Here is a 23228-nt window from a genome sequence, read left to right on the forward strand (position 1 = left end):
AGCATGGCAAATCCGCCACAGTTGCCAATACAGTCCCCTTATAGTGAACGATCCACTAACAAGGCATGAACGGCAACCGGAAAAGCACGAGGCGTTTGAGAAATCAACTGAATTCAGGCTACTTCCCTTAATGGATTGTCTGGATCAATGCCATAATCCTTCAATTTTCGATACAAGGTCGACCTGCCGATGCCCAATTTGCGGGCAACCTGGCTCATCTGGCCATGATAGAACTTCAAGGCGAACCGGATCAGTTCCTCTTCTACATCCGCCAGGCGACGCACCTGCCCGCCCCCGTCGAGGCTCGGTATGCCGTTTTCGTTCCCGGCCGGCGTACGTGATTCGGCCTGTTCTTCGCTGCGAAACTCGGGATAGACGGATGGCAGACGGGACGGCGCCATCCGCGGCGCCGGCGGGGCGTTGGCGACGTCCCAAGACACGGTGCCCTCGGCCGAAATCGCATGCCCCGGCACCTGCGTTGCGATCTGCGGGAAATCGGAGGTGTGCAGTTCCGAGCCTTGAGCGAGCACGACGGCGCGGAAGATCGCGTTCTCCAGCTGGCGGATATTGCCCGGCCAGTCGAAGGCGGTAAGCAGCGCCAGGGCGGCCGCGGAGACCGTCAGCGGCGTCGACAGCTTCTGCTCGCCGGCAAAGCGCTCGACGAACGAGCGCACCAGCACCGGGATGTCCTCCTTGCGCCTGCGCAGCGCCGGGATCGTGATCGGGAAGACGTTGAGACGATAGTAGAGGTCCTCGCGGAAGCGCCCCTCCTTCACCTCGGTGATCAGGTCCTTGTTGGTGGCCGAGATCAGCCGGACGTTGACCTTCTGCGGTGAGCGCGCGCCGACCGTCTCGATCTCGCCCTGCTGGACCGCACGCAACAGCTTGACCTGAACCTCGAGCGGCAGGTCGCCGATCTCGTCGAGGAAGATCGTGCCGCCGTCGGCCTCGGCGAACTTGCCGATATGCCGCTCGGTCGCCCCGGTGAAGGCGCCCTTCTCGTGGCCGAACAGGATGCTTTCGACGAGGTTGTGCGGGATCGCGCCACAATTGACGGTGACGAACGGCTTGTTGGCCCGGTCGCTTGCCGCCTGGATGGCGCGGGCGATCATCTCCTTGCCGACGCCGGATTCGCCCTCGATCACCACGGGAATGTTCGACTGCGCGGCACGGCGAGCCAGCTCGATCACCCGCAGCATTTCCGGGCTCGCCGAAACGATATCGTCGAACTGGACCGCTTCGCTGCGGCCGCGGCGGCTGGTGCGGCCGCGATAGTCGCGCTGCTCGAGCTTCAGCGCATTGTCGATCGCCACGCCGAGCCGCTCGGGCGACACCGGCTTGACGACGAAGTCGAAGGCGCCGGCGCGCATCGCCATCACCACGGTCTCGAGCCCGCCCTGCCCGGTCTGGACGACGACGGGAATGCCGATTTCGCGCTCGGCGAGCGCCTCGAGGAAGGCGCTGCCGTTCATCTCCGGCATCATGAGATCCAGGAGGATGACGCTGATGAGACCGCCCTTGCGGTCGAGAACTTCCAGGCCCTGGCGGCCGTTTTCGGCCATGTGCGCGACATGGCCATTGCGTTCGATCATGTTCTTGAGAAGCCTGCGCTGGACAGGATCATCGTCGATGACAAGAATGTGGGCCGTCATTGGTACATCTCCTTGCCCTCCACACATCATGCGCGGAGTTGGCACAACAATACCGCCGGACCTTGGCACGAAGGGTTGAACATGCCGTTTTGAGAAAGGCTTGCATTTTAACCAACGACGCCGCAAGCAAACGCCAATCGCATCAGATACGAGGCCAACCGATGTCCCACCTGAAGAACTCGTCCGCCATCCACCATGCGACGGCCACCGCCGGCGCCCTTTCCGGAGATCTCGGCGACCTGCCGCGGTGGAACCTCGGCGACCTCTACGCCTCGCCCAAGGCGCCGGAGTTTGCGGCCGACCTGAAGCGCGGCGAGACGGACGCGCTCGCCTTCGAGGCCAGGTGGAAAGGCAAGCTCGACGAGGCGGCCGGCACGATCGGCGCCCACGGCATCGGCCAGGCGGTGAAGGAGTTCGAGGCGCTCGACGACCTGCTCGGCCGCATCTCCTCCTTCGCCGGGTTGACCTATTTCTCCGACACCACCGATCCGGCCAACGGCAAGCTCTATGGCGACGTCCAGTCGAAGATCACCGACATCTCCGCGCACCTTCTGTTTTTCGCCTTGGAATTGAACAGGATAGACGACGCGCGCCTTCAAGCCTGCCTGGAGAGGGACGAAGTCGCCGGCCACTACCGCCCGTGGATCGAGGACCTGCGCAAGGAAAAGCCGCACCAGTTGGACGACCGGACGGAGCAACTGTTCCTGGAGAAATCCATCACCGGCGCGGCCGCTTGGAACCGCCTGTTCGACGAGACCATGGCCTCGCTGCGCTACGAGATCGACGGCGAGGAGGTGCCGCTCGAGGTGGCGCTGAACCTGATGCAGGACGCCAATGGCGAGACGCGCCGCAAGGCTGCGATGGCGCTTGCCGAGACGTTCGAGGAGAACATCCGTACCTTCACGCTGATCACAAACACGCTGGCCAAGGACAAGGAAATCTCCGACCGCTGGCGCGGCTTCGATGACATCGCCGACAGCCGGCATCTGGCCAACCGCGTCGAGCGCGAGGTTGTCGATGCGCTTGCCGCCGCCGTCCGCGACGCCTATCCGCGGCTGTCGCACCGTTACTATGCGATGAAGGCGAAGTGGCTCGGAATGGAACAGCTGGAGTTCTGGGACCGCAACGCGCCGCTGCCGGAGACCCCCAACACGCTGATCCCCTGGGGCGATGCGAAGGACACCGTGCTGTCGGCCTATCGCGCCTTCGCACCCGAGATGGCCGCCATCGCCGGCCGCTTCTTCGACGAGAACTGGATCGATGCGCCGGTGCGCCCCGGCAAGGCACCCGGCGCCTTCGCCCATCCGACGGTGCCCTCGGCACACCCTTATGTGCTCGTCAACTACATGGGCAAGCCGCGCGACGTGATGACGCTGGCCCACGAGCTCGGCCACGGCGTCCACCAGGTGCTCGCCGCCGGCCAGGGCGCGCTGATGGCCTCCACGCCGCTGACGCTCGCCGAGACCGCCTCGGTGTTCGGCGAGATGCTGACCTTCCGCTCGCTGCTCGACCGGACGAAGGACAAGCGGGAGCGCAAGGCGATGCTCGCCCAGAAGGTGGAGGACATGATCAACACGGTCGTGCGCCAGATCGCCTTCTACGAATTCGAGCGCAAGGTCCACGCCGCGCGCAAGGAGGGCGAACTGACCGCCGAGCATATCGGCGAGCTGTGGCTGTCCGTCCAGGCCGACAGCCTCGGTCCGGCGATCCGGATCTCCGAGGGCTACGAGACCTACTGGGCCTATATCCCCCACTTCATCCATTCGCCGTTCTACGTCTACGCCTACGCCTTCGGCGACTGCCTGGTGAATTCGCTCTATGCCGTCTACCAGCAGGCCGAGAGCGGCTTCCAGGAGAAGTATTTCGAGATGCTCAAGGCCGGCGGCACCCGCCATCACTCCGACCTGCTGCGTCCCTTCGGCCTGAATGCCGCCGACCCGTCGTTCTGGAGCAAGGGCCTGTCGATGATCGAAGGACTCATCGACGAGCTGGAGGCGCTTGATAAGGCTGACTGATATGGATCGGCCGCGCCACGCTCCTTATGGGCGCCGGGCGCGGCAAGAGGGATGAATTGTCGAGTTCTGACGAGATGACCGACCGCCAACGCTTTGTACTCCTGCGCGACGACAGCGCGGACAGGACGACGGTCTTTGCCGATCCCTTGCGCATGGTGACGGTGCGCCGGCGCGCCGATTTCGAGCCGGCCTTCCGAACACTGCAGGCCGCCCACGACGAAGGCCGGTGGATCGTCGGCTTCATGAGCTACGAGGCCGGGCACCTGTTCGAGGACAAGCTCGCCCCCTTCGCGATCGAGGGACGCGAGACGCCGCTCTTGAGCTTCGGCATCTTCGACGCACCGGCGGAGGATCATCCACTCGCCACACCGCGGCAGCGCACGGAAAACGAGCCCTTCGTCACAGAACCGAGGGCGGATTGGGATCTCGCGGCCTACCGCAACCGCTTCGATCGCCTCCACCGGCATCTGCGCGAGGGCGACTGCTACCAGGCTAACCTGACCATGCCGATCCGCGCGCGCTGGAACGGCGATCCGGTGGCAGCCTTCTGGTCGCTGATCGAGCGCCAGCCCGTCAAATACGGCGCGCTCGTCTCGCTCGACGGCCCGGTTCTGCTCTCGCGCTCGCCGGAGCTGTTCTTCCGCGTGGGTACGGACGGCTGGATCGAGACGCATCCGATGAAGGGAACCGCGCCACGCGGGGCGAGCGCGGCTGAGGACGACGCGATCGTTGCCGCCATGCTGGCCGACCCCAAGTCGCAGGCGGAAAACCGCATGATCGTCGATCTGCTCCGCAATGATATTTCGAGGGTGAGCGAGGTCGGCACGCTGGAGGTGCCGAAGCTCTTTGAAGTCGAGACCTATCCGACCCTGCACCAGATGGTCAGCCACGTGCGCGCGCAGCTCGTTCCCGGTACATCGATCCGCGACATCTTCGCCGCCCTCTTCCCCTGCGGCTCCATCACCGGCGCGCCTAAAATGCGGGCGATGGAGATCCTGCACGACCTGGAAGTCGGCCCGCGCGATGCCTATTGCGGCGCGATCGGCATGATCGCCCCGGACGGCACCATGCAGTTCAACGTGGCGATTCGCACGATTTCCCTCTTTCCCGGCAGCGAGGCCGTCTTCAATGTCGGCGGCGGCATCGTCTTCGATTCGACCGCCGAGGCCGAGTACGAGGAATGTCTGCTGAAGGCGCGCTACGCGGTGGGGGACCAATGGATCTCTCGCTGATCGAGACCCTGCGCTGGGAGCCGCAAGCCGGCTTCGTCCGGCTGGAACGGCATCTGGCACGGCTGGCGCGCTCGGCCGCGGCCCTCGGGCTGCCGGGCGCGGAAGGCGCGCGGACGGCGCTGACGGAGGCGGTGGATGCGGCTTTCGGGCCGGCCGCAACCCCCTCTGCCACCCAGCCTACGCCCCTCCGCATCCGCCTCGAACTATTCGGCAACGGCCGGATCGAGGTGAAGACCGCAACCTTCGTGCCGCTTGCGGCCGGCACCGTCTGGACCGTCAGGATCGCCGCGACGACGCTCCGATCGGATGATCCGCTGCTCCGCCACAAGACGTCCCGTCGCGCAGCCTACGAGGCCGCCCGCGCCGAGTTCCCCGCAGGCGGGGTGGACGAGGTTGTTCTCCTCAACGAACGCGGCGAGGTCTGCGAGGGCACCATCACCTCCGTCTTCCTCGACGACGGCGGCGGCATCCTCAGGACGCCGCCGCTCGCCTGCGGCCTGCTGGCCGGCGTGCTGCGCGAGGAACTGTTCGAAAGCGGCCGGGCGCGGGAGACAGTGCTGCACGTGGACGACCTTGCCGCAGGCAGGCTGTTCGTCGGCAATTCCCTGCGTGGGTTGATCCCGGCAAGGCTGAGCCTTTGAGGAAAAGGACGACGACCTTGGCGCATTCAATCGCCCGGATTCGATTCCAGATCCGCGCGCGGAGCCCTTTGCCTGCCGTCGAAGACTTCGAGGATTTCGATGTCCCCTTCCTCCACGCGGTAGGGAAGGGAATAGAAGGTCCCGGCGACGATGAGGCGCCGGACATCCGTGCGATGCGTGGGAAGGCCGAGATGGGGTTGCTGTTGCAGCAGCTCGGCGGCATGCAGGATGCGTCGGGCGACACCGTTGACAGCGGCAGGATTATGCTCGGCGATATAGGCGCGGATGGCGACGAGGTCGGCAATGGCCAGGCGCGACCATATGACCTTCATCGCGCGCGCTTCGCCGGCCCGGCGACAGGTGGCTGTTTCTCGTTCTCGGTGCCCCAGCTGGAGAGCCAGTCTGCCACCGCCTCGTGCGAGGCGAACTGCCCGTCCCCGGCGGCCTCGACCGCTTCATCAATCGCCGCGACCTGCCAGCCGTGCCGGTCGAGATACTCGGCAAGCGCTTCCTGCGCCAGGAAGGATCGCGGCCGCCGCGTGGCCGCGGCAAGCTGGTCCAGGCGGTCCTTCATCTCGTCCGAGACCCGCAGCGAAATGACGTTTTGTGACATGGCGTCTACCCTTGACTACGATGTATACAGAATAACACGATACCGTGCCCCTTCACAATCGGATGGGTGCCACCGCAAACGAACGCGCCGCAGATGACCCTCCCGGCCTACACGCCCTATGACGGTTCCGCCCGCCTTTTCACGATCGGCCTCGGCCAGCTCGACCCGGATCGCTGGATCGAGCCGGATGACGACCTCGAACGCTATCTGGCCGAGAAGGAGCGCGTGCTGGCGCAGCATCGCGACCAGGTCTTCGTCGAAGAGGACGGCACGCGCGATGCCCAGGCCGAGGTCCTTGCCCTGGTCGCCGATTTCGTCACCCGGCATCATCCGGGGCGTTATCGCCGCGACGGCGAGGCGATCGCCGTCGCGCACGAAACCGCTACATGCCGTGTCCGGCTCGACGATCCGGAAACACCGCCGCTGCTGACCGCTGGCACCCTGATCCAGGACGATCTGGTGCTCATGCGCAGGCGCGAGACGGGCTGGCACCTCGTCGCGGGCTACGTCTCCTTCCCCTCCTCCTGGTCGCTGCCGGAAAAGTTCGGCCGGCGGATGGAGGATATCCATGCGCCCGTCCCGGATTTCGGCGACGGCACGCGCAACGCCGGCCTCATCAACCGCATGTTCGACAACCTGCCGGTGGAAAGACCCGTCTTCCGCTTCAACTGGTCGATCAATCCCGACGCCGACCTCTACTATCCGGCCTCGAAGGCGCATGGCGCGCTGCCGTCCCGCCACGACCTTGCGCTGGAGCGGACGTTTGCGAGGGTCGAGCGCCAGACGCTCCGCCGCCTGCCGCTTTCGGGCGACATTCTCTTCACGATCCGCATCTATAACGACCCGCTGGCCGCCATCCGCAGCCTGCCGAACGCCGCCGCAGTCGCCTCGACCTTTGCCGCCCAACTCGAGGAACTGACCGACCCGCAGGCCGCCTACAAGGGCCTGGTCGACAAGCGCGCATCGCTCGCCCGGCTGCTGCGGTCGCAGACCCCGGTTGACACAGCCGGCTGACAATGCCGGCGCGAACCGCTTTGCCCACTTTATTGTGACGGAATTCTATGCTCTAGGCTGTTTCCGGATTGAAAAAGGGCCCCGAGGCCCTCTTTTTGCGAGATCGGGACGCGTCCCGTCAGGAGAACGAGAGAATGGCAGAAACGAGCTATCCGGTTTACGGCGAAATCACGGGCCCGATCATCATGATCGGCTTCGGTTCCATCGGTCGCGGCACCCTGCCGCTGATCGAGCGTCACTTCAAGTACGACAAGAACCGCCTGATCGTCATCGAACCGCGCAAGGATGCTGCCGACGACGAGATCTTCGCCCGCCATGGCGTGCGCCACGTCACCGAATTCGTGACCAAGGACAATTACAAGGAACTGCTGAAGCCGCTTCTGACGGAGGGTGACGGCCAGGCCTTCGTCGTCAACCTCTCCGTCGACACCGGTTCCGTTGACCTGATCAAATTCTGCCGCAAGCACGACGCTCTCTACATCGACACGGTCATCGAGCCCTGGCTCGGCTTCTATTTCGACAAGAACATGAAGAATGCCGAGCGCACCAACTATGCGCTGCGCGAGACCCTACGCAAGGAGAAGGCAAAGAACCCCGGCGGCACGACGGCCGTTTCCACCTGTGGCGCCAACCCGGGCATGGTCTCGTGGTTCGTCAAGGAGGGCCTGGTCAATCTCGCAAACGACCTCGGCGTCAAGCACGAGGTGCCCGGGCAGGACGACCGCGAGGGCTGGGCCAAGCTGATGAAGAAGGTCGGCGTGAAGGGCATCCACATCGCCGAGCGCGACACCCAGCGCACCAAGCTGCCGAAGCCGCTCGACACTTTCTGGAACACATGGTCGGTCGAAGGCTTCATCTCCGAAGGCCTGCAGCCGGCCGAGCTCGGCTGGGGCACCCACGAGAACTGGATGCCGAAGAACGCCAAGAAGCACAAGAAGGGCTGCAAAGCGGCAATCTACCTGGAACAGCCCGGCGCCAATACGCGCGTGCGCACCTGGTGCCCGACGCCCGGCCCGCAGTATGGCTTCCTCGTCACCCACAACGAGTCGATCTCGATCGCCGACTTCTTCACCGTCCGCGACAAGGACGGCGACGTGACCTACCGCCCGACCTGCCACTACGCCTACCATCCGGCCAACGACGCGGTGCTGTCGCTTCATGAAATGTTCGGCAACGGCGGCAACGCCCAGCCGGTCCACCACGTCCTCGACGAGAACGAACTGGTCGACGGCGTCGACGAACTCGGCGTGCTGCTCTACGGCCACGACAAGAACGCCTACTGGTACGGCTCGCGCCTGTCGCTGAAAGAGACCCGCAAGATCGCCCCCTACCAGAATGCCACCGGCATGCAGGTAACCTCCGCCGTGCTCGCCGGCATGGTCTGGGCGCTCGAGAACCCCAAGGCCGGCATCGTCGAGGCCGACGAGATGGACTACCGCCGCTGCCTCGAGGTCCAGCGCCCCTATCTCGGCCCGGTCGAAGGCCACTATACCGACTGGACCCCGCTCGACGGACGTCCGGGCCTGTTTCCGGAAGACCTCGACACCAAGGACCCGTGGCAGTTCCGCAACATCCTCTTCCGATAAGCGCGGTTTAAGCAGATTCGCGCCTCAGACCAGGGAACGCCCGCCATCGTGCGGGCGTTTGCCTTTGCGGCGGATAACACCTCCCTTTCGGGGGCGTCTCTTGCTTTCACTGTCCGATCACGGCATGTTCGGGCGACTTTTTCAAAACCCGTACGCTGGGTAAGTCTGCGGAGTACCTGATGAAACCCTTGATCCTCGTTTCCCTGCTGGCCGGTGCCGCAACACTCGCTTCCTGCCAGAGTTCGGAGCGCGCGAACACATATGCGCCCGCTGCCCAGGCACCACGGGGCGTAGACGGATCCTGGGTGGATGCGAACGGCCTGGTCTCGACGTTCAACGGCGGCCAGTTCGCCACGCGGACGACCGACACCAACACGACGATGGCAACCGGCACCTATGTCCAGCAGCCGGGCGGGCTGATCGAGATCAGCCTCTTCTCCAACATTTCCAAGTCGGCTTCCAAGGCCAACTGCTCGCTCGTCTCCCAGCGCCAGCTGAACTGCACCTCGGGTTCCGGCGCGCAGTTCACGCTGAACCGCCAGGGCTGAGGCTGAGGCCGTCAACCCCTTCGCATCCGGCGGCGTCTACGAGGATCCGGTGACGGGGGCCGCTGCCGTTGCCGGATACCTGCGCGATCTCGGCTGGCCGCACCAAGGATCGATCGAGATCGTCCAGGGCCAAGGCATGCGCTCGCGCCTCCATGCTGGCATTCCACCGCAAACCGGGCAGCTCGATCCGCGTCAGCGGCACCGCACGGATCATGCAGGATTGAGGCGGCACGGCGGCGCTTAACCTTCTTCCACAAGCAGCACCGGCCCGTTCCGTTTTCCTCTTGAAGTTGCGCCTGCGCGGTGGAACCATCGGTTCCGTTCGGGAACCACGGCTGCCCGGCTGTTGCCTGAGAAGCGGCCTTCCCGTGGGAAACAGGAGAACCTGCCCATGAATTGCCTTCGCATCGGCCTCTTGGCCACGTCCCTGCTGGCCCTGTCCGGCGGCACGGCTTTCGCCGACTACGAACTGAACATCCTCCACATCAACGACCTGCACTCGCGCATCGAGCCCATCAACAAGTACGATTCCACCTGCTCGGCCGAGGAGGAAGGCAAGAACGAGTGCTTCGGCGGCATCGCCCGCGTGAAGGCCGCAATCGACGCGCGCCGCAAGACGTTGACCGATGCCGGCGCGAACGTGCTGGTGCTCGACGCCGGCGACCAGTTCCAGGGTTCGCTGTTCTACACGACCTACAAGAGCGGGGCCGTGGCCGATTTCATGAACGGCATCGGCTTCGACGCCATGGCGGTCGGCAATCACGAATTCGACAACGGCCCGGAGGAACTGGCGAAGTTCCTCGACAAGGCGAAATTCCCGATCATCTCCGGCAACACCGTCGCCGGCGCCGACACGCCGATCGCCAACCGCATTCCGGGCTATGTGATCAAGGATATCGGCGGCCAGAGGGTGGCGATCATCTCCGTGCTCGCGACCGATACCGGCGAGACCTCGTCCCCCGGCAAGAGCGTCTTCTTCGACGACGAGATCGCCTATCTGAAGGGCGTCATCCCGACGATACAGGCCGAGGGCGTCAACAAGATCGTGCTTCTCTCCCACGTCGGCTACCGGCGCGACCAGGAGATCGCCCGCGCCGTGGACGGCATCGACGTCATCGTCGGCGGTCACAGCCACACGCTTCTGTCTAACACCGACGAGAAGGCCACCGGCCCCTACCCGACCTTCGTCAGGAATCCCGCCGGCATCGACGTCCCGATCGTGCAGGCCTATGCCTATTCCAAGTATCTCGGCGATCTGAAGGTGGTCTTCGACGACGCCGGCAACGTCAAGTCGACGAGCGGCGCGCCGATCCTGCTCGATTCATCCTTCACGCCGGATGCCGGCTTCGTAGCGAAGGTCAAGGAGCTTGCAGGCCCGCTCGAGGAGATGAAGTCGAAGATCGTCGCCGAAACCGCCGCCCCGATCGACGGAAGGGGCGAAAGCTGCCGCGCCGGCGAGTGCGAGATGGGCAACCTCGTCGCCGATGCCTTGCTCGACCGGACGAAAGGACAAGGCGTGACCGCCGTGATCACCAACGGTGGCGGGCTGCGCGCCTCGATCAACGCCGGCCCGGTCTCCATGGGCGAGGTCATCACCGTGCTGCCCTTCCAGAACACCGTCTCGACCTTCGGGCTGAAGGGTTCCGACATCGTTGTGGCGCTGGAGAACGGACTGAGCGAGATCGAGGACGGAGCGGGCCGCTTCCCGCAGGTCGCCGGCATGAAGTTCACCTTCGACACGTCGAAGCCTGCAGGCCACCGCGTCGTCGCCGTGCAGATGCAGGAGGACGACGCCTTCGTCCCGCTCGACCCCGACAAGGTCTATACGCTGGCCTCCAACAACTACATGCGCGCCGGCGGCGACGGCTATGAGATTTTCGCCACGGCGGCGACGAACGCCTACGACTACGGGCCGACGCTCGACGAGGTGCTCGCCGACTACTTAGCCGCCCACCGGCCCTACAAGCCCTACACCGATGGCCGCATCGCCACCACCATCGGCACGGCCGTGGCTGCCCCTGCAACTGCGCCCGCAGCGCCGGACACTGCGACCGCGCCCACGACGGCTACTCCGGCAGCAGCACCCGCCCCGTCCACCGCCTCCAGGCACGTCATCGTGCGCGGCGACACGCTGTGGGATCTCGCCGAGGATGCCTATGGCGACGGATTCCAGTGGCGAAAGATTTCCGAAGCCAACGGCAATCCGGAACCGCGCGCGCTCACAATCGGTTCGGAGCTTGAGGTCCCAGCCCAATAAAAGGACAATTTGTCTCCACATTTCATGCCGGCTCGGGCTTTCCCGGGCCGGCTTTTCTTTTTAGAACAATTACAGAAGAGTTCCGGCCGGTACCGCCGCCGTCAGACCGAATGCACAGGACCCAAAATGCACGATGCCGCCACGAAGTCCGCCGACCATCCTTCCGTCCAGCACGGCCGGGTCGGCGTCCTGCTCGTCAATCTAGGCACCCCGGACGGCACCGACTATGCCTCGATGCGGCGCTACCTGAAGGAGTTCCTCACCGACAAGCGGGTGATCGAATGGCCGAAGATCGCCTGGTACCCGATCCTGTTCGGCATCGTTCTCAACACCCGGCCGGGCAAGGTGGGCAAGGCCTATGAGCTGATCTGGAACAAGGAGAAGAACGAGAGCTTCCTTCGCACCTACACGCGCAACCAGGCCGAACTGATGTCAGCAGCGCTTGCCGGCCATCCCGACGCCGTCGTCGACTGGGCGATGCGCTACGGCCAGCCGTCAATCGCCTCGCGGCTGGAGCATCTGCAGCAGCAGGGCTGCGAGCGCATCCTGCTCTTTCCCCTCTACCCGCAATACGCGGCCGCCACCACGGCGACGGTCAACGACAAGGCCTTCGAGGCGCTCCTGAAGATGCGCTGGCAGCCGGCGCTGCGCACGGTTCCGCCCTATCACGACGACCCGAGCTATATCGAGGCGCTCGCCAACTCCATCACCGGGCGTCTTTCCACGCTGGACTGGGAGCCGGAAGTGGTGCTCGCCTCGTTCCACGGCATTCCCAAATCCTATTTCGACAAGGGCGATCCCTATTACTGTCAATGCCAGAAGACCGCCCGCCTGCTGCGCGACAGGCTCGGCTGGTCGAAGGAAAAGCTGCAGGTGACCTTCCAGTCGCGATTCGGCCCGGAGGAATGGCTGCAGCCCTATACCGACAAGACGGTGGAAAGGCTGGCGCAGGAGGGCGTCAAGCGCATCGCCGTCCTCAATCCCGGCTTCGTCTCCGACTGCCTCGAGACGCTGGAGGAGATCGCCGTCCAGGCGGCCGAGAGCTTCCACCACAACGGCGGCGAGAAGTTCGCCCATATCCCCTGCCTGAACGACAGCCCCGATGGCATGGCGGTGCTGGAGAAGGTCGTCCGCCGCGAACTCGGCGGCTGGATCTGACCGCCCGAAGCCGTCCCCGATTTGCCGGAACAACGGCGGAGGGTCGCACCAAATTGCGCTGGCCTTGGGGCGCAGATTGCGTAGAGTGTCGCAGATAACGCGTTGAATCTGCGCACAATCCTGGCCGGGCACCTGCCTGGAGGAACGCCGTGCGCAAGCCGAGGGGTCGGGGCATGTCTTTGGACGGTTTGGATATTTTTGTCGTAGCACTGGTCATCCTGGTCCTGTGGCTGCTGTTTGCCGGGATCAAGACCGTGCCGCAGGGCTACCAGTACACTGTCGAACGATTCGGCCGTTATATCCGCACCCTGCAGCCGGGCCTCAACCTCATCATCCCCTTCTTCGACAAGATCGGTGCGCGGATGAACGTCATGGAGCAGGTTCTGGAGATCCCGACCCAGGAGGTCATCACCCGCGACAATGCCAGCGTCTCCGCCGACGCCGTCGCCTTCTTCCAGGTGTTGAACGCAGCCCAGGCCGCCTACCAGGTCTCCAATCTCGAGAATGCGGTCATGAACCTGACGATGACCAACATCCGCTCGGTCATGGGCTCGATGGATCTCGACGAACTGCTCTCCAACCGCGATGCGATCAACGAGCGGCTCCTGCACGTGGTCGATGACGCCGCCACCCCCTGGGGCTTGAAGATCACCCGTGTCGAGATCAAGGACATCGCGCCGCCGAAGGATCTCGTCGACGCCATGGCCCGGCAGATGAAGGCCGAGCGCGAGAAGCGGGCGCAGGTGCTGGAAGCCGAAGGCGCGCGCAATGCCCAGATCCTGCGGGCCGAGGGCGCGAAGCAGTCGGCGATCCTCCAGGCCGAGGGCCAGCGCGAAGCCGCCTTCCGCGATGCCGAGGCGCGCGAGCGCCTGGCCGAAGCCGAGGCCAAGGCGACGAAGATGGTGTCGGAGGCGATCGCCGCCGGCAACGTGCAGGCGATCAACTACTTCGTGGCGCAGAAATACACCGAGGCGCTGGCCACGGTCGGCGCGGCACCGAACTCCAAGATCGTGCTGATGCCGATGGAAGCCTCTTCCCTGATCGGCTCGCTCGGCGGCATCGGCGCGATCGCGCGCGAGGTCTTCGGCGATGGCCCGCAGCCGGCCCCGCCCCGTCCGCGCGCCTCGACGCCGGCGACCGCCACGGCCGTCCGCAACCCCTTCGACACCACCCAGCGGGAAAGCTGAGTCCATGATCGCCAAGATCGCAGCCGAACTCGGCCCCTGGGCCTGGTGGGTGCTCGGCGTCGTGCTCCTGACGCTGGAAGTGCTGATGCCCGGCGTGTTCCTCGTCTGGATCGGCGTCGCCGCCGTGCTCACCGGCGCCCTGTCGCTGCTCCTGTGGGAGGCGGGCTGGTGGGTCTGGCAGGTGCAGTGGCTCGTCTTCGCCGCCCTCTCCATCGCAGCCGTATTGGTGGGACGCCGGCTCGTCGCCCGCAACGAGAAGCGCACCGACGAGCCCTTCCTGAACCAGCGCGGCCAGAGCCTCATCGGCCGCACCGCCACGCTCGAGCAGCCGATCGCCGAGGGCCGCGGGCGCATCCGGCTGGACGACACCATGTGGAACGTGCAGGGGCCGGACCTGCCGGTCGGCACGCGCGTGCGCGTCGTGGCAAGCTCCGGCCGCGACTTGACGGTGGAGCCGGTTTAGCCGTCGACCCGAGAAACGAAAAATTCCGCCGCGGCGGTGCCGGCGGCGGGACCATGATCGTCAGCGCATGCCGGCTGCAGCCCTCAGGCGACGCCGATGCGCAGGAGGTCGTGGAAATGCACGATGCCGACCGGCCGCACGGTCTCGTCGGTGACGATCAGCGCCGAGATGTTGTGCTGGTTCAGGAGCCCGAGTGCCGCCGTTGCGAGCGTCGTCGGGCGCACGGTCTTCGGCGTGCGCGTCATGATGTCATCGACGTCGAGCGCGGCCAGGTTGCGCGACAGGTTGCGGGCGATGTCGCCGTCGGTGACGATGCCGACCAGCTTGCCTTCGTCGCTGACGACCCCGACACAGCCGTAGTGCTTCTGCGACAGAAGCAGGACGGCGGCCGGCATCGAGGTGCCGAGCGGCACGAGCGGCATGTTCTCGCCGCTATGCATGATATCGCCGACATGGGTCAGGCTCGCGCCCAGCTTGCCACCGGGATGGAAGGTCTTGAAATCGGTGGCGGTGAAGCCGCGCGCCTCGAGCAGGGCCACGACCAGCGCGTCGCCGAGCGAAAGCTGCATCAGCGTGGAAGTGGTCGGCGCCAGCCCGTGCGGGCAGGCTTCCTGCGCCTTCGGCAGTAGCAGCACGATGTCGGACTCGCGCGCCAGCGCCGAGCGTTCGCCGGAGGTGATCGCGATCAGCGGGATCGAAAAACGCCGGGAATAGGAGACGATCCCCTGCAACTCGGAGGTCTCGCCGCTCCAGGACATGGCGAGGATGACGTCGTCCGGGCCGATCATCCCCAGGTCGCCGTGATTGGCCTCGACCGGGTGAACGAAAAAGGCGGGGGTGCCGGTGGAGGCAAGCGAGGCGGCGATCTTGCTGCCGATATGGCCGGACTTGCCGATGCCGGTGACGATGACCCGTCCCCGGATGTCGCCGATCGTGCGCACCGCTTCGCAGAAGGCCGCGTAGAGGGAGCCGTTCAGCGCGTCGGCCAGGGCTTCGAGGCCGGCACGCTCGGTTTCGACGGTACGGAGCGCAGAGGCGATCGCACCGCTGCTTTCCACGAGAGCTTGTCTTTTGATCATGCCAGCCTGTTAGCGCTTTTGCCCCGCGATGTCCATCAGGCGCCGCATCCGACCCGGTCACACAGCGTAATACCAACCTGCACTGATATTGACCGATTGCGTGGGACCGCCTGCGGTCATCCGGCGAGGAGCATACCGCAGAGCGATGCCTGGGCATCGGTCGAGGATTGCGACGCTGTCGGTGGCCGACAGACGGCCCACCCGGAGGGCCGGGCGCTTTTGGCCTGCGGACGGCGTCGAAAATCCTCGCCGGACCGACAGGTCCGGCTGCGGTTTTCTCCTGGCCGCAGGCCAAAATCGCTCCGGCGCAATCGGTCAATATCAGCGCAGGTTGGTATAAGCCACGGAAACCGAACGTTAACCCTGTTGCTTTACCTGTGGTTAGGAATTTCAGAAATCATTGCGAACACCATGGCATACCGGCACGACAAACCAGACACGGTGCGACAGATCGCTCCGCCGCACCGCAAGGCTGCCGGCGTGCTCGTCGTCGCCACGCTGCTGGCCGTCGCCCCGGTGCACGCGCAGGAAGCCGATCCGTCCGCGCTCGGCACCGTCGAACCCATAGGCACCGCGGCCTCGCTCCAGGCGCTGGATGCCGCAGCCACGGCCGCCCCCCAGGGCGCCTCGTTCGCAGCGCCCGCCCCGACCGCTCCAGCCGCACCCGACGCGATCGAGACGAAAGCCGTCGAGGCGGCGCCGGATGCCGGCCGGCAGAACCTGCCGACGGCCTCCGTCGAAGGCTTTCGCGCCGGCGGCGTCCCCTATTCCGAAGACCCTCCGGGCATCGGCATCGGCACCTTCACGCTGCGGCCCTCGATCTCCCAGGGCATCGGCTACGAACGCACCAAGACCGGCGACCAGACCGACACGCGCAGCTTCTCCACGACCACGCTGCGCGGATCGCTCGTCTCCGACTGGTCGCGCCACCAGTTGACGATCGACGGTGCGGGCACATACGAGCGCAACTTCACCAGCAGCGACAACACCGAGCCCGAGCTCGATATCGGCGCCGACCTGCGGCTCGACCTCTCCGACCAGACGACCGCCGACCTCACCGCCGGCTACAGCCTGGAGCGGGAGGACATGGCCGATCCGAACGCCATCTCGGGCGCTGCGGTGCAGTCGGCGGTCCAGACGTTCAGCGGCGGCGCCCGCATCCAGCGCGACTTCGGCCTGATTCGCGGCACGCTGGGCGGAACGGTCGACCGCGAGACCTATGGCGACGTGGAGCTGTCGGATGGCTCCGAACTGTCGCAGAAGGATCGCAACACCACCACCGGCATCCTCACCGCCAGGATCGGTTATGAGATCTCGCCGGCGCTGATCCCCTTCGTCGAAGCGTCGGGCGGGCGCGTCCGCTACGACGAGGAGCGCGATTCGTCAGGCTACGCGCGCTCCGGCGACCTCTATGCCGGACGCGCCGGCGTGGAACTCGATCTCGGCGAGAAACTGCGCGGCGAACTGGGCATCGGCTTTGATCGCCAGACCTTCGACGACGACCGCCTGAAGGCCATCAACGCCTTTGCCGCTGACGGCGCAGTCGACTGGTCGCCCCAGCGCGGCACGAACGTCAACCTGGGGCTCAGAACCTCGATCGAGCCCTCCACTGCGCCCGGTGAGAGCGGCTACGTCTCCTATCTCGCCAGCAGCGAGATCACCCAGGACGTGCGCAGCAATCTCGTGGCGCGGCTGACCGGATCCTACGAGTGGCGCGATTTCCAGACGGCCTCGGCGTCCGACCAGAACGTCTACATCGTCGGCACCGGGCTCGCCTGGAACTTCAACCGCTACGTGGCGCTGAGCGGCGACGTCTCCTATGAACTGACGACGCAGAAGAACACCGAGGACACCGGCGTCACGCGCGCCGGACTGGGACTTGTCCTGCGCCGTTGAGCCTTCGGTTTTCCAGAAAAAGAGACGCCGGCCCGGAGCATGCGGGCTCCGGCGGAGGTTCCGCGCCGGAGCCGGCGCGGAACGGGAAGCGACCTACTTCAATCCCTTGAGCAGGGATGCAAGCGGGCCTTCCACCGTGGGGCGGATGTCGGCGCGCGCCAGCGCAAAGGCGACGTTGGCGAGGATGAAGCCGTCCTTGGCGCCGCAGTCGTAGGTCTCGCCCTCGAAGTGGTAGGCAGCGAACGGCTGGTCCTTCAAAAGCTTCAGCATCGCATCCGTCAGCTGGATCTCGTTGCCGGCACCGCGCTCCTGGGTGGCGAGAATCGAGAAGATCTCCGGCTGCAGGATGTAGCGGCCGTTGATGAAGAAGTTCGACGGGGCCGTGCCCGGCGCCGGCTTTTCCACCATCGCGGTGATCCGGCGGCCGTCGCCGACCTTCTCGCCGACGCCGACGATGCCGTATTTGTGCGCCTGGTCCGGCGCGCATTCCTCGACGGCGATCACGTTGCCGCCATCGTGGTCATAGAGCTCGACCATGCCCGACAGGCAGCCCTTCGGCGCCTTCATGATCATGTCCGGCAGAAGCAGCGCGAAGGGCTCGTTGCCGACGAGATCGCGCGCGCACCAGACGGCGTGGCCAAGGCCCAGCGGCTCCTGCTGGCGGGTGAAGCTGGTCGAACCCGCGACCGGCAGGATGCTCTCCAGGAGCGTCAGTTCCGCGGCCTTGTTGCGCTGGCGCAGCGTCTGCTCCAACTCGACCTGGATGTCGAAATAATCCTCGATGACCGCCTTGGAGCGGCCGGTGACGAAGATCAGGTGCTCGATGCCCGCCTCCAGCGCCTCGTCGACGACATACTGGATCACCGGCTTGTCGACGACGGTCAGCATTTCCTTCGGAACAGCCTTGGTGGCGGGGAGGAATCGCGTCCCCAGACCCGCAACCGGGAACACTGCTTTTCGTACCTTGCGTTTTTCGGCCATCATCAACCTCATATTGGCCCCTCGATCATCGAGGGCTTAGTTCAGTCCTGCATTAGCTTCAATTTGCTATCATTTTGCAAAGAGAGACGCGCTGGGGATTCCATGGTAAAGAATTTGTTGACTTCATGTCTGTAGGCTGAGCTTTCCACCGGAAGCTTACTGCTCCGCCCTGTCGAAATTTCGAAAGACGGAAACCAACGACCGATGCATCAGCTTAGCAACTCCAGGCTCCTTCGCTCCGCACGCGCCATTGTCGTCTCCGCAGCTCTCCTGGTTCCCGCCACGGCCGCGCATGCCGACGCGGGCTTCCAGAAGTGGATCGCCAATTTCTACGCGACGGCAGCCAAGGGCGGCATCTCAAAATCGACCTACCAACAGGCGTTCAAGGGCGTCAAGACGCCCGATCCCGACGTCCTGGAAAAAGCCGGCTACCAGCCGGAGTTCAAGCACAAGATCTGGGACTACCTCGATTCGCGCGTGAACCCCTACACCGTCAAGATCGGCCAGGAAATGGCTGCCAAGTACGGCCGCACCCTCGCCGCCGTGGAGAAGCGCTACGGCGTCGACCGCAACATCCTGCTCGCCATCTGGTCGATGGAATCGAACTATGGCGCCGTGCTGTCGAAGGAGGACCGCCTCCATTACGTGCCGCGCGCGCTCGCTACCCTTGCCTATGCTGACCCGAAACGGGCCAAGTTCGCCCGCACCCAGCTAATCTCCGCCCTCAAGATCATCCAGAACGGCGACATCCCGGCCTCCGAGATGACCGGCTCCTGGGCAGGCGCGATGGGCCACACCCAGTTCATTCCGTCGAGCTACCTGCTCTACGCTGTCGACGCGGACGGCAACGGCCACCGCGACATCTGGAACTCGGTTCCCGATGCGCTGGCAACGGCCGCCAATCTGCTCCACAAGAACGGCTGGCAGCCGGGCAGGACCTGGGGTTACGAGGTGGTGACGCCTGGCGGCGGCAGCGCCTATGAAGGCCAGACGAAGACGCTGGCGCAGTGGCAGAAACTCGGCTTCAAGCGGCCGACCGGCAGCGGCTTCAAAAACGGCGGCGAGCGCGCCGAATTGCTGATGCCGGCCGGCGCGGACGGCCCGGCATTCCTGATGACGCGCAATTTCTTCGTCATCAAGCGCTACAATGCCTCGAACTCCTATGCCATGGGCGTCGGCATGCTGGCCGACCAGCTCGCCGGCTACGGCGGCGTCAAGCAGCGCTGGCCGCGCCCGGACGGCGCCCTCGACATTTCCGAGAAGTTCGAGCTGCAGACACGGCTGAAGGAACTCGGCTACTACGAAGGGGAAGTCGACGGCAATCTCGGCTCCGGATCCAAGGCCGCCATCGAGGCCGTCCAGAGCCGACTCGGGCTGGCGGCGGACGGCCAGCCGAGCACCCGCCTGCTGCAGGCCCTGCGGAAGTAGGGCCAGCCACATCGCAGACCCATGACGGGCGCCATCCGGCGCCCGTATTCGTCAGCCCGGCACGCATGAACCGCACCTTGATGGGCATTGACGCTTTCCCGATCCCGCGCAATTTGCGATGATCGCCTGAAAGGGATGCCGGCTGCCCGGCTCAGACAGCAACGAGGACCCCGCCGCGCATGGTACGCTTCCACCGCCTGCTGGTGTTTCTGGCCTGCCTTGTGATCGCCGTGCCACCGGCCGCGATCTATTCGGACGCCGTTGCGCAGGAGCGGGTACAGCGCCGCACCGTGCTTGATTTTCTCTTTGGCGGATTCCGGCGCCGGCCCCGGGCGGAAGCGCAGCCGCGCGCGCAGCAGCGGGTGCAGCCCCGCCGCACCCAGGCGAGGAGCCAGAAGCCCAAGGCCCGCACGAAGGCGCCGCAGGTCGCCGCTCCCGCAGCCCCCGTCGTGGTCGATAAACTTGCCGACGCCCGCCGGGTGCTCATCGTCGGCGATTTCGTCGCAAGCGGCATCGGCGACGGCCTGACCGAGGCCTTCCTGCAGATACCGGGGGTCGCGATCGAGGCGCGCACAAACGGCTCGTCCGGCCTCGTGCGCCAGGACTACTATAACTGGGATCAGGAACTCCCGGCGCTGATCGACGAGATAAAGCCGGCGGTCGTCGTCCTCAGCCTCGGCGCCAACGACCGCCAGATGATGTCGATCGGCGGCGCCAAGGAGAAGTTCCGCAGCGAGGCCTGGACGGCGGAATATGCACGCCGCGTCGCAAAACTCGCAACCGACATCCGCGCCAAGGACGTGCCGCTCCTGTGGGTCGGCATGCCTGCCTTCCCCACGGCGTCGATGACCGCCGACATGTCCGCGTTCAATACCGTCTATCGCAGTGCGGTGGAAAAGGCCGGCGGCACCTTCATCGACATCTGGGACGGCTTCGTCGACGAGGGCGGCAAGTTTGTCGTCACCGGCTCCGACATCAACGGCCAGCAGGTGCGCCTGCGCGGCTCCGACGGGATCTCGATGACCAAGGCGGGCAAGCGCAAGCTGGCCTTCTACGTCGAGAAGGACATCCGCCGGCTGCTGGGCGACGCCATGACCACGGACGGCCAGCAGCCAGGCGGCGAGGCGGTTTCCGACACCCTCGTAATGGCCCCCGCCGATCCGGCCGATATCCTCCGGACCCAGCCGATCAGCCTGACCGACCCCACGCTCGACGGCGGCCTGGTCCTTCTGGGCGGCACCGCGCCCGACAAGGCCAGCGGCCGCAGCCCGCGGGACCGGATGATCGAAAAAGGCGATTTCGCCGAAGCCCCCGCCGGCCGCGTCGACGACTTCCGCCTGGACAAGCTCCGCCCGGCGATCAATGCGGCACCGGCAAGACAGGATTCCCCATGACAGACGACACGGCGGCCAAAGTCCGCTCGACCTTCCTCGCCGTTGAGCCGCAGCTCTTCGTCACCAATGTCGAGGCGGCTTGCGACTATTTCAGCGACAAACTCGGCTTCGCCGTCGCCTTCCTCTACGGCGAGCCGCCCTACTATGCGCAGGTCCATCGCGACGGCGTGCATCTGAACCTGCGCCAGGTAGACGAGCTGCCGCTCAGTGCCGACTTCCGCGCAAGGGAGGAGGACGCGCTCGCAGCGACGATCCTCGTCGAGGACGTGGCAGGACTTGCAGCAGAATACGAGGCCTCGGGCGCCACGTTCCACCAGATCCTGCGCACGGAGGAATGGGGCACGAGCACCATCATCGTGGCCGACCCGGACGGCAATCTGATCGCCTTCGCCAGTTGAACCGGCGCCGAAACGCAATATGCGAATAGCCCCGCATGTCGGCCGGACATGCGGGGCTTTCGTGTCTCGCGAGATCGACGGGCCTCTTCAGCGCGGAAGCGTCGTCGAGCCCATCAGCGCCTCGTCGATCGCGCGCGCGGCCTGGCGGCCTTCGCGGATCGCCCAGACGACCAGCGACTGGCCGCGGCGGACGTCGCCCGCGGTCCAGAGCTTGTCGACCGAGGTCTTGTAGTCGCGGTCGTTGGCGACGACGTTGGAGGAGCCGCGCTTGTCGGTGTTGATCGTCAGCCGCTCGCCGAGGTCGTCCAGCACGCTGTCGGTGAAGGGGCCGCGGAAACCGATGGCGATGAAGACGAGATCGGCCTTGATGATGAATTCCGTACCGGCGATCGGCTTGCGGCGATCGTCCACCTGGCAGCACTTTACGCCTGTCAGGACGCCGTCCTCGTCGCCGACGAATTCGAGCGTGCCGACCTGGAACTCGCGAACGGCGCCTTCGGCCTGCGAGGAGGACGTGCGCATCTTTGTCGCCCAGAACGGCCAGACGGCGAGCTTGTCTTCCTTCTCCGGCGGCTGCGGGCGGATATCGAGCTGGGTGACCTTGACCGCGCCCTGGCGGAAGGCGGTGCCGACGCAGTCGGACGCCGTGTCGCCGCCGCCGACGACGACGACATGCTTGCCGCCGGCCAGGATCGGATCGGACGGCCAGCCGACGCTGTCGACATTCTCGCGGCCGACGCGGCGGTTCTGCTGCACGAGGTACGGCATGGCATCGTGGACGCCGGCGAAACCGACACCAGGAATGCCGGCGTCGCGCGGGGTTTCCGAGCCGCCGCAATAGAGCACGGCGTCGAATTCGGAGAGAAGCTCGTCCATCTTCTTGTCGACGCCGACATTGACGCCGCAATGGAAGGTGACGCCCTCGCCGCGCATCTGGTCCACACGGCGGTCGATGAAGTTCTTCTCCATCTTGAAGTCGGGAATGCCGTAGCGCAGCAGGCCGCCGGCCTTGGATTCGCGCTCGAAGACGTGGACTTCGTGGCCGGCGCGGGCAAGCTGCTGCGCCGCCGCCATGCCGGCCGGGCCGGAACCGATGACGGCCGTCTTCTTGCCCGTCTTCACCGTCGCCGGCTGCGGCACGATGTAGCCCATCTCGTAGGCCTTGTCGGCGATCGCCTGTTCGACCGTCTTGATCGCGACCGGCGCATCCTCGAGGTTCAGCGTGCAGGCTTCCTCGCAAGGCGCGGGGCAGACGCGACCGGTGAATTCGGGGAAGTTGTTGGTCGAGTGCAGGTTGCGGATCGCCAGTTCCCAGTTGCCGCTGTAGACGAGGTCGTTCCAGTCCGGGATCTGGTTATGGACCGGACAACCCGTCGGGCCGTGGCAATAGGGAATGCCGCAGTCCATGCAGCGCGCGGCCTGCTTCTGGACCTCCTGGTCCGACATGGGGATGGCGAATTCGCGGAAGTGGCGGATGCGATCGGACGCCGGCTGGTACTTCGCAACCTGACGATCGATCTCCAAGAAACCTGTAACCTTACCCACGAGTGTAGTCCTCACTTCATAGCGGGGGAACCGATGGTCCCCAGTACCAGTAGGCAAATCCCGTTGCCGCACCCAGTACGATAAACTCAAAACCGATTTCGCCGTTCATCCAAAAGGCGGCCGCCGGAACAGCGACCGCGA

General features: G+C 65.4%; 20 protein-coding genes and 1 pseudogene. 15 read left to right on the forward strand and 6 right to left on the reverse strand.

Going from position 1 to position 23228, the window contains the following annotated elements; translation table 11 throughout:
- Nucleotides 1-113: 113 nt before the first annotated feature.
- Nucleotides 114-1652 carry a sigma-54-dependent transcriptional regulator gene (locus GGQ64_RS12380; RefSeq protein ID WP_183804611.1) on the reverse strand — a complete coding sequence of 513 codons (1539 nt, stop codon included), beginning with the start codon at nt 1650-1652 and terminating at the stop codon, nt 114-116.
- Between the two features lie 161 nt (nt 1653-1813).
- Between GGQ64_RS12380 and GGQ64_RS12385 the strand changes: the two genes are divergently transcribed.
- The 3 genes from GGQ64_RS12385 to GGQ64_RS12395 all read left to right on the forward strand — a co-directional run bounded on the left by GGQ64_RS12385 (nt 1814) and on the right by GGQ64_RS12395 (nt 5540).
- On the forward strand, nt 1814-3667 hold the full coding sequence (locus GGQ64_RS12385) for a M3 family oligoendopeptidase (protein ID WP_183804613.1): 1854 nt from the start codon (nt 1814-1816) through the stop codon (nt 3665-3667).
- A 74-nt stretch (nt 3668-3741) separates the two neighbouring features.
- Entirely contained in the window at nt 3742-4899 is a 1158-nt protein-coding gene (locus GGQ64_RS12390; protein WP_183805436.1) for an aminodeoxychorismate synthase component I, read from the forward strand.
- Nucleotides 4884-5540, forward strand: coding sequence for an aminotransferase class IV family protein (locus tag GGQ64_RS12395; RefSeq protein ID WP_183804616.1), 657 nt, complete (start codon nt 4884-4886; stop codon nt 5538-5540). Before GGQ64_RS12390 ends, GGQ64_RS12395 begins: the two co-directional genes overlap by 16 nt.
- 26 nt (nt 5541-5566) lie before the next feature.
- Here the strand turns inward: GGQ64_RS12395 and GGQ64_RS12400 are convergent, their stop codons facing one another.
- Nucleotides 5567-5872, reverse strand: a complete 306-nt coding sequence (locus GGQ64_RS12400; protein WP_183804618.1) for a type II toxin-antitoxin system RelE/ParE family toxin — start codon at nt 5870-5872, stop codon at nt 5567-5569.
- Complete coding sequence (locus GGQ64_RS12405; protein ID WP_183804620.1) at nt 5869-6153, reverse strand: CopG family ribbon-helix-helix protein; 285 nt, start codon at nt 6151-6153, stop codon at nt 5869-5871. The genes GGQ64_RS12400 and GGQ64_RS12405 overlap by 4 nt, the downstream gene beginning before the upstream one ends.
- 93 nt (nt 6154-6246) lie before the next feature.
- Between GGQ64_RS12405 and GGQ64_RS12410 the strand changes: the two genes are divergently transcribed.
- The 8 genes and pseudogenes from GGQ64_RS12410 to GGQ64_RS12440 all read left to right on the forward strand — a co-directional run bounded on the left by GGQ64_RS12410 (nt 6247) and on the right by GGQ64_RS12440 (nt 14366).
- Entirely contained in the window at nt 6247-7167 is a 921-nt protein-coding gene (locus GGQ64_RS12410) for a heme-dependent oxidative N-demethylase family protein (protein WP_183804622.1), read from the forward strand.
- A gap of 134 nt (nt 7168-7301) precedes the next feature.
- The gene (locus GGQ64_RS12415) at nt 7302-8753 is read left to right on the forward strand and encodes a homospermidine synthase (protein ID WP_183804624.1); all 1452 of its coding nucleotides are present in this window, start codon (nt 7302-7304) and stop codon (nt 8751-8753) included.
- A 179-nt stretch (nt 8754-8932) separates the two neighbouring features.
- Nucleotides 8933-9301: an outer membrane lipoprotein Omp10 gene (gene omp10 / locus GGQ64_RS12420; RefSeq protein WP_183804626.1), complete on the forward strand. Its 369-nt coding sequence runs from the start codon at nt 8933-8935 to the stop codon at nt 9299-9301.
- Nucleotides 9302-9308: 7 nt separating this feature from the next.
- Nucleotides 9309-9525: pseudogene (locus tag GGQ64_RS27590) on the forward strand (PhzF family phenazine biosynthesis protein); the annotation flags it as partial.
- Between the two features lie 167 nt (nt 9526-9692).
- The gene (locus tag GGQ64_RS12425; protein WP_183804628.1) at nt 9693-11558 is read left to right on the forward strand and encodes a bifunctional metallophosphatase/5'-nucleotidase; all 1866 of its coding nucleotides are present in this window, start codon (nt 9693-9695) and stop codon (nt 11556-11558) included.
- Nucleotides 11559-11684: 126 nt separating this feature from the next.
- The gene (hemH, locus tag GGQ64_RS12430; RefSeq protein WP_183804630.1) at nt 11685-12716 is read left to right on the forward strand and encodes a ferrochelatase; all 1032 of its coding nucleotides are present in this window, start codon (nt 11685-11687) and stop codon (nt 12714-12716) included.
- A 173-nt stretch (nt 12717-12889) separates the two neighbouring features.
- The gene (locus GGQ64_RS12435; protein ID WP_183804632.1) at nt 12890-13903 is read left to right on the forward strand and encodes an SPFH domain-containing protein; all 1014 of its coding nucleotides are present in this window, start codon (nt 12890-12892) and stop codon (nt 13901-13903) included.
- Between the two features lie 4 nt (nt 13904-13907).
- A complete protein-coding gene (locus GGQ64_RS12440) occupies nt 13908-14366 on the forward strand; it encodes an NfeD family protein (RefSeq protein WP_183804634.1) in 459 nt (152 codons plus the stop codon).
- Between the two features lie 83 nt (nt 14367-14449).
- Here GGQ64_RS12440 and GGQ64_RS12445 read toward each other — a convergent pair whose 3' ends face one another.
- Nucleotides 14450-15445, reverse strand: coding sequence for a KpsF/GutQ family sugar-phosphate isomerase (locus GGQ64_RS12445; protein WP_183804636.1), 996 nt, complete (start codon nt 15443-15445; stop codon nt 14450-14452).
- Nucleotides 15446-15856: 411 nt separating this feature from the next.
- Here GGQ64_RS12445 and GGQ64_RS12450 point away from each other — a divergent pair, with 411 nt between their 5' ends.
- Entirely contained in the window at nt 15857-17341 is a 1485-nt protein-coding gene (locus GGQ64_RS12450) for an outer membrane beta-barrel protein (RefSeq protein WP_183804638.1), read from the forward strand.
- A gap of 93 nt (nt 17342-17434) precedes the next feature.
- Here GGQ64_RS12450 and galU read toward each other — a convergent pair whose 3' ends face one another.
- Entirely contained in the window at nt 17435-18322 is an 888-nt protein-coding gene (gene galU / locus GGQ64_RS12455) for a UTP--glucose-1-phosphate uridylyltransferase GalU (RefSeq protein WP_183804640.1), read from the reverse strand.
- Nucleotides 18323-18526: 204 nt separating this feature from the next.
- Between galU and GGQ64_RS12460 the strand changes: the two genes are divergently transcribed.
- From GGQ64_RS12460 to GGQ64_RS12470, 3 genes are all read left to right on the forward strand, one after another.
- Nucleotides 18527-19750, forward strand: coding sequence for a lytic murein transglycosylase (locus GGQ64_RS12460; RefSeq protein WP_183804642.1), 1224 nt, complete (start codon nt 18527-18529; stop codon nt 19748-19750).
- Nucleotides 19751-19929: 179 nt separating this feature from the next.
- The gene (locus GGQ64_RS12465) at nt 19930-21144 is read left to right on the forward strand and encodes an SGNH/GDSL hydrolase family protein (RefSeq protein WP_183804644.1); all 1215 of its coding nucleotides are present in this window, start codon (nt 19930-19932) and stop codon (nt 21142-21144) included.
- A complete protein-coding gene (locus GGQ64_RS12470) occupies nt 21141-21542 on the forward strand; it encodes a VOC family protein (protein ID WP_183804646.1) in 402 nt (133 codons plus the stop codon). Before GGQ64_RS12465 ends, GGQ64_RS12470 begins: the two co-directional genes overlap by 4 nt.
- 87 nt (nt 21543-21629) lie before the next feature.
- On the opposite strand, the gene GGQ64_RS12475 is transcribed toward GGQ64_RS12470, so the two are convergent.
- On the reverse strand, nt 21630-23087 hold the full coding sequence (locus GGQ64_RS12475) for a glutamate synthase small subunit (RefSeq protein WP_183804647.1): 1458 nt from the start codon (nt 23085-23087) through the stop codon (nt 21630-21632).
- Nucleotides 23088-23228: the final 141 nt, after the last annotated feature.

The organism is Mycoplana azooxidifex, from assembly GCF_014196765.1.
Classification (GTDB): domain Bacteria; phylum Pseudomonadota; class Alphaproteobacteria; order Rhizobiales; family Rhizobiaceae; genus Mycoplana; species Mycoplana azooxidifex.

Coding starts and splice junctions, on each gene's coding strand:
- GGQ64_RS12450 (WP_183804638.1), top strand. CDS start 15,857: ATGGCATACCGGCACGACAAACCAGACACGGTGCGACAGATCGCTCCG.
- GGQ64_RS12465 (WP_183804644.1), top strand. CDS start 19,930: ATGGTACGCTTCCACCGCCTGCTGGTGTTTCTGGCCTGCCTTGTGATC.
- omp10 (WP_183804626.1), top strand. CDS start 8,933: ATGAAACCCTTGATCCTCGTTTCCCTGCTGGCCGGTGCCGCAACACTC.
- GGQ64_RS12380 (WP_183804611.1), bottom strand. CDS start 1,652: ATGACGGCCCACATTCTTGTCATCGACGATGATCCTGTCCAGCGCAGG.
- GGQ64_RS12400 (WP_183804618.1), bottom strand. CDS start 5,872: ATGAAGGTCATATGGTCGCGCCTGGCCATTGCCGACCTCGTCGCCATC.
- galU (WP_183804640.1), bottom strand. CDS start 18,322: ATGGCCGAAAAACGCAAGGTACGAAAAGCAGTGTTCCCGGTTGCGGGT.
- GGQ64_RS12410 (WP_183804622.1), top strand. CDS start 6,247: ATGACCCTCCCGGCCTACACGCCCTATGACGGTTCCGCCCGCCTTTTC.
- GGQ64_RS12395 (WP_183804616.1), top strand. CDS start 4,884: ATGGATCTCTCGCTGATCGAGACCCTGCGCTGGGAGCCGCAAGCCGGC.
- GGQ64_RS12460 (WP_183804642.1), top strand. CDS start 18,527: ATGCATCAGCTTAGCAACTCCAGGCTCCTTCGCTCCGCACGCGCCATT.
- GGQ64_RS12390 (WP_183805436.1), top strand. CDS start 3,742: ATGACCGACCGCCAACGCTTTGTACTCCTGCGCGACGACAGCGCGGAC.
- GGQ64_RS12405 (WP_183804620.1), bottom strand. CDS start 6,153: ATGTCACAAAACGTCATTTCGCTGCGGGTCTCGGACGAGATGAAGGAC.
- GGQ64_RS12425 (WP_183804628.1), top strand. CDS start 9,693: ATGAATTGCCTTCGCATCGGCCTCTTGGCCACGTCCCTGCTGGCCCTG.
- GGQ64_RS12440 (WP_183804634.1), top strand. CDS start 13,908: ATGATCGCCAAGATCGCAGCCGAACTCGGCCCCTGGGCCTGGTGGGTG.
- GGQ64_RS12385 (WP_183804613.1), top strand. CDS start 1,814: ATGTCCCACCTGAAGAACTCGTCCGCCATCCACCATGCGACGGCCACC.
- hemH (WP_183804630.1), top strand. CDS start 11,685: ATGCACGATGCCGCCACGAAGTCCGCCGACCATCCTTCCGTCCAGCAC.
- GGQ64_RS12435 (WP_183804632.1), top strand. CDS start 12,890: ATGTCTTTGGACGGTTTGGATATTTTTGTCGTAGCACTGGTCATCCTG.
- GGQ64_RS12415 (WP_183804624.1), top strand. CDS start 7,302: ATGGCAGAAACGAGCTATCCGGTTTACGGCGAAATCACGGGCCCGATC.
- GGQ64_RS12470 (WP_183804646.1), top strand. CDS start 21,141: ATGACAGACGACACGGCGGCCAAAGTCCGCTCGACCTTCCTCGCCGTT.
- GGQ64_RS12445 (WP_183804636.1), bottom strand. CDS start 15,445: ATGATCAAAAGACAAGCTCTCGTGGAAAGCAGCGGTGCGATCGCCTCT.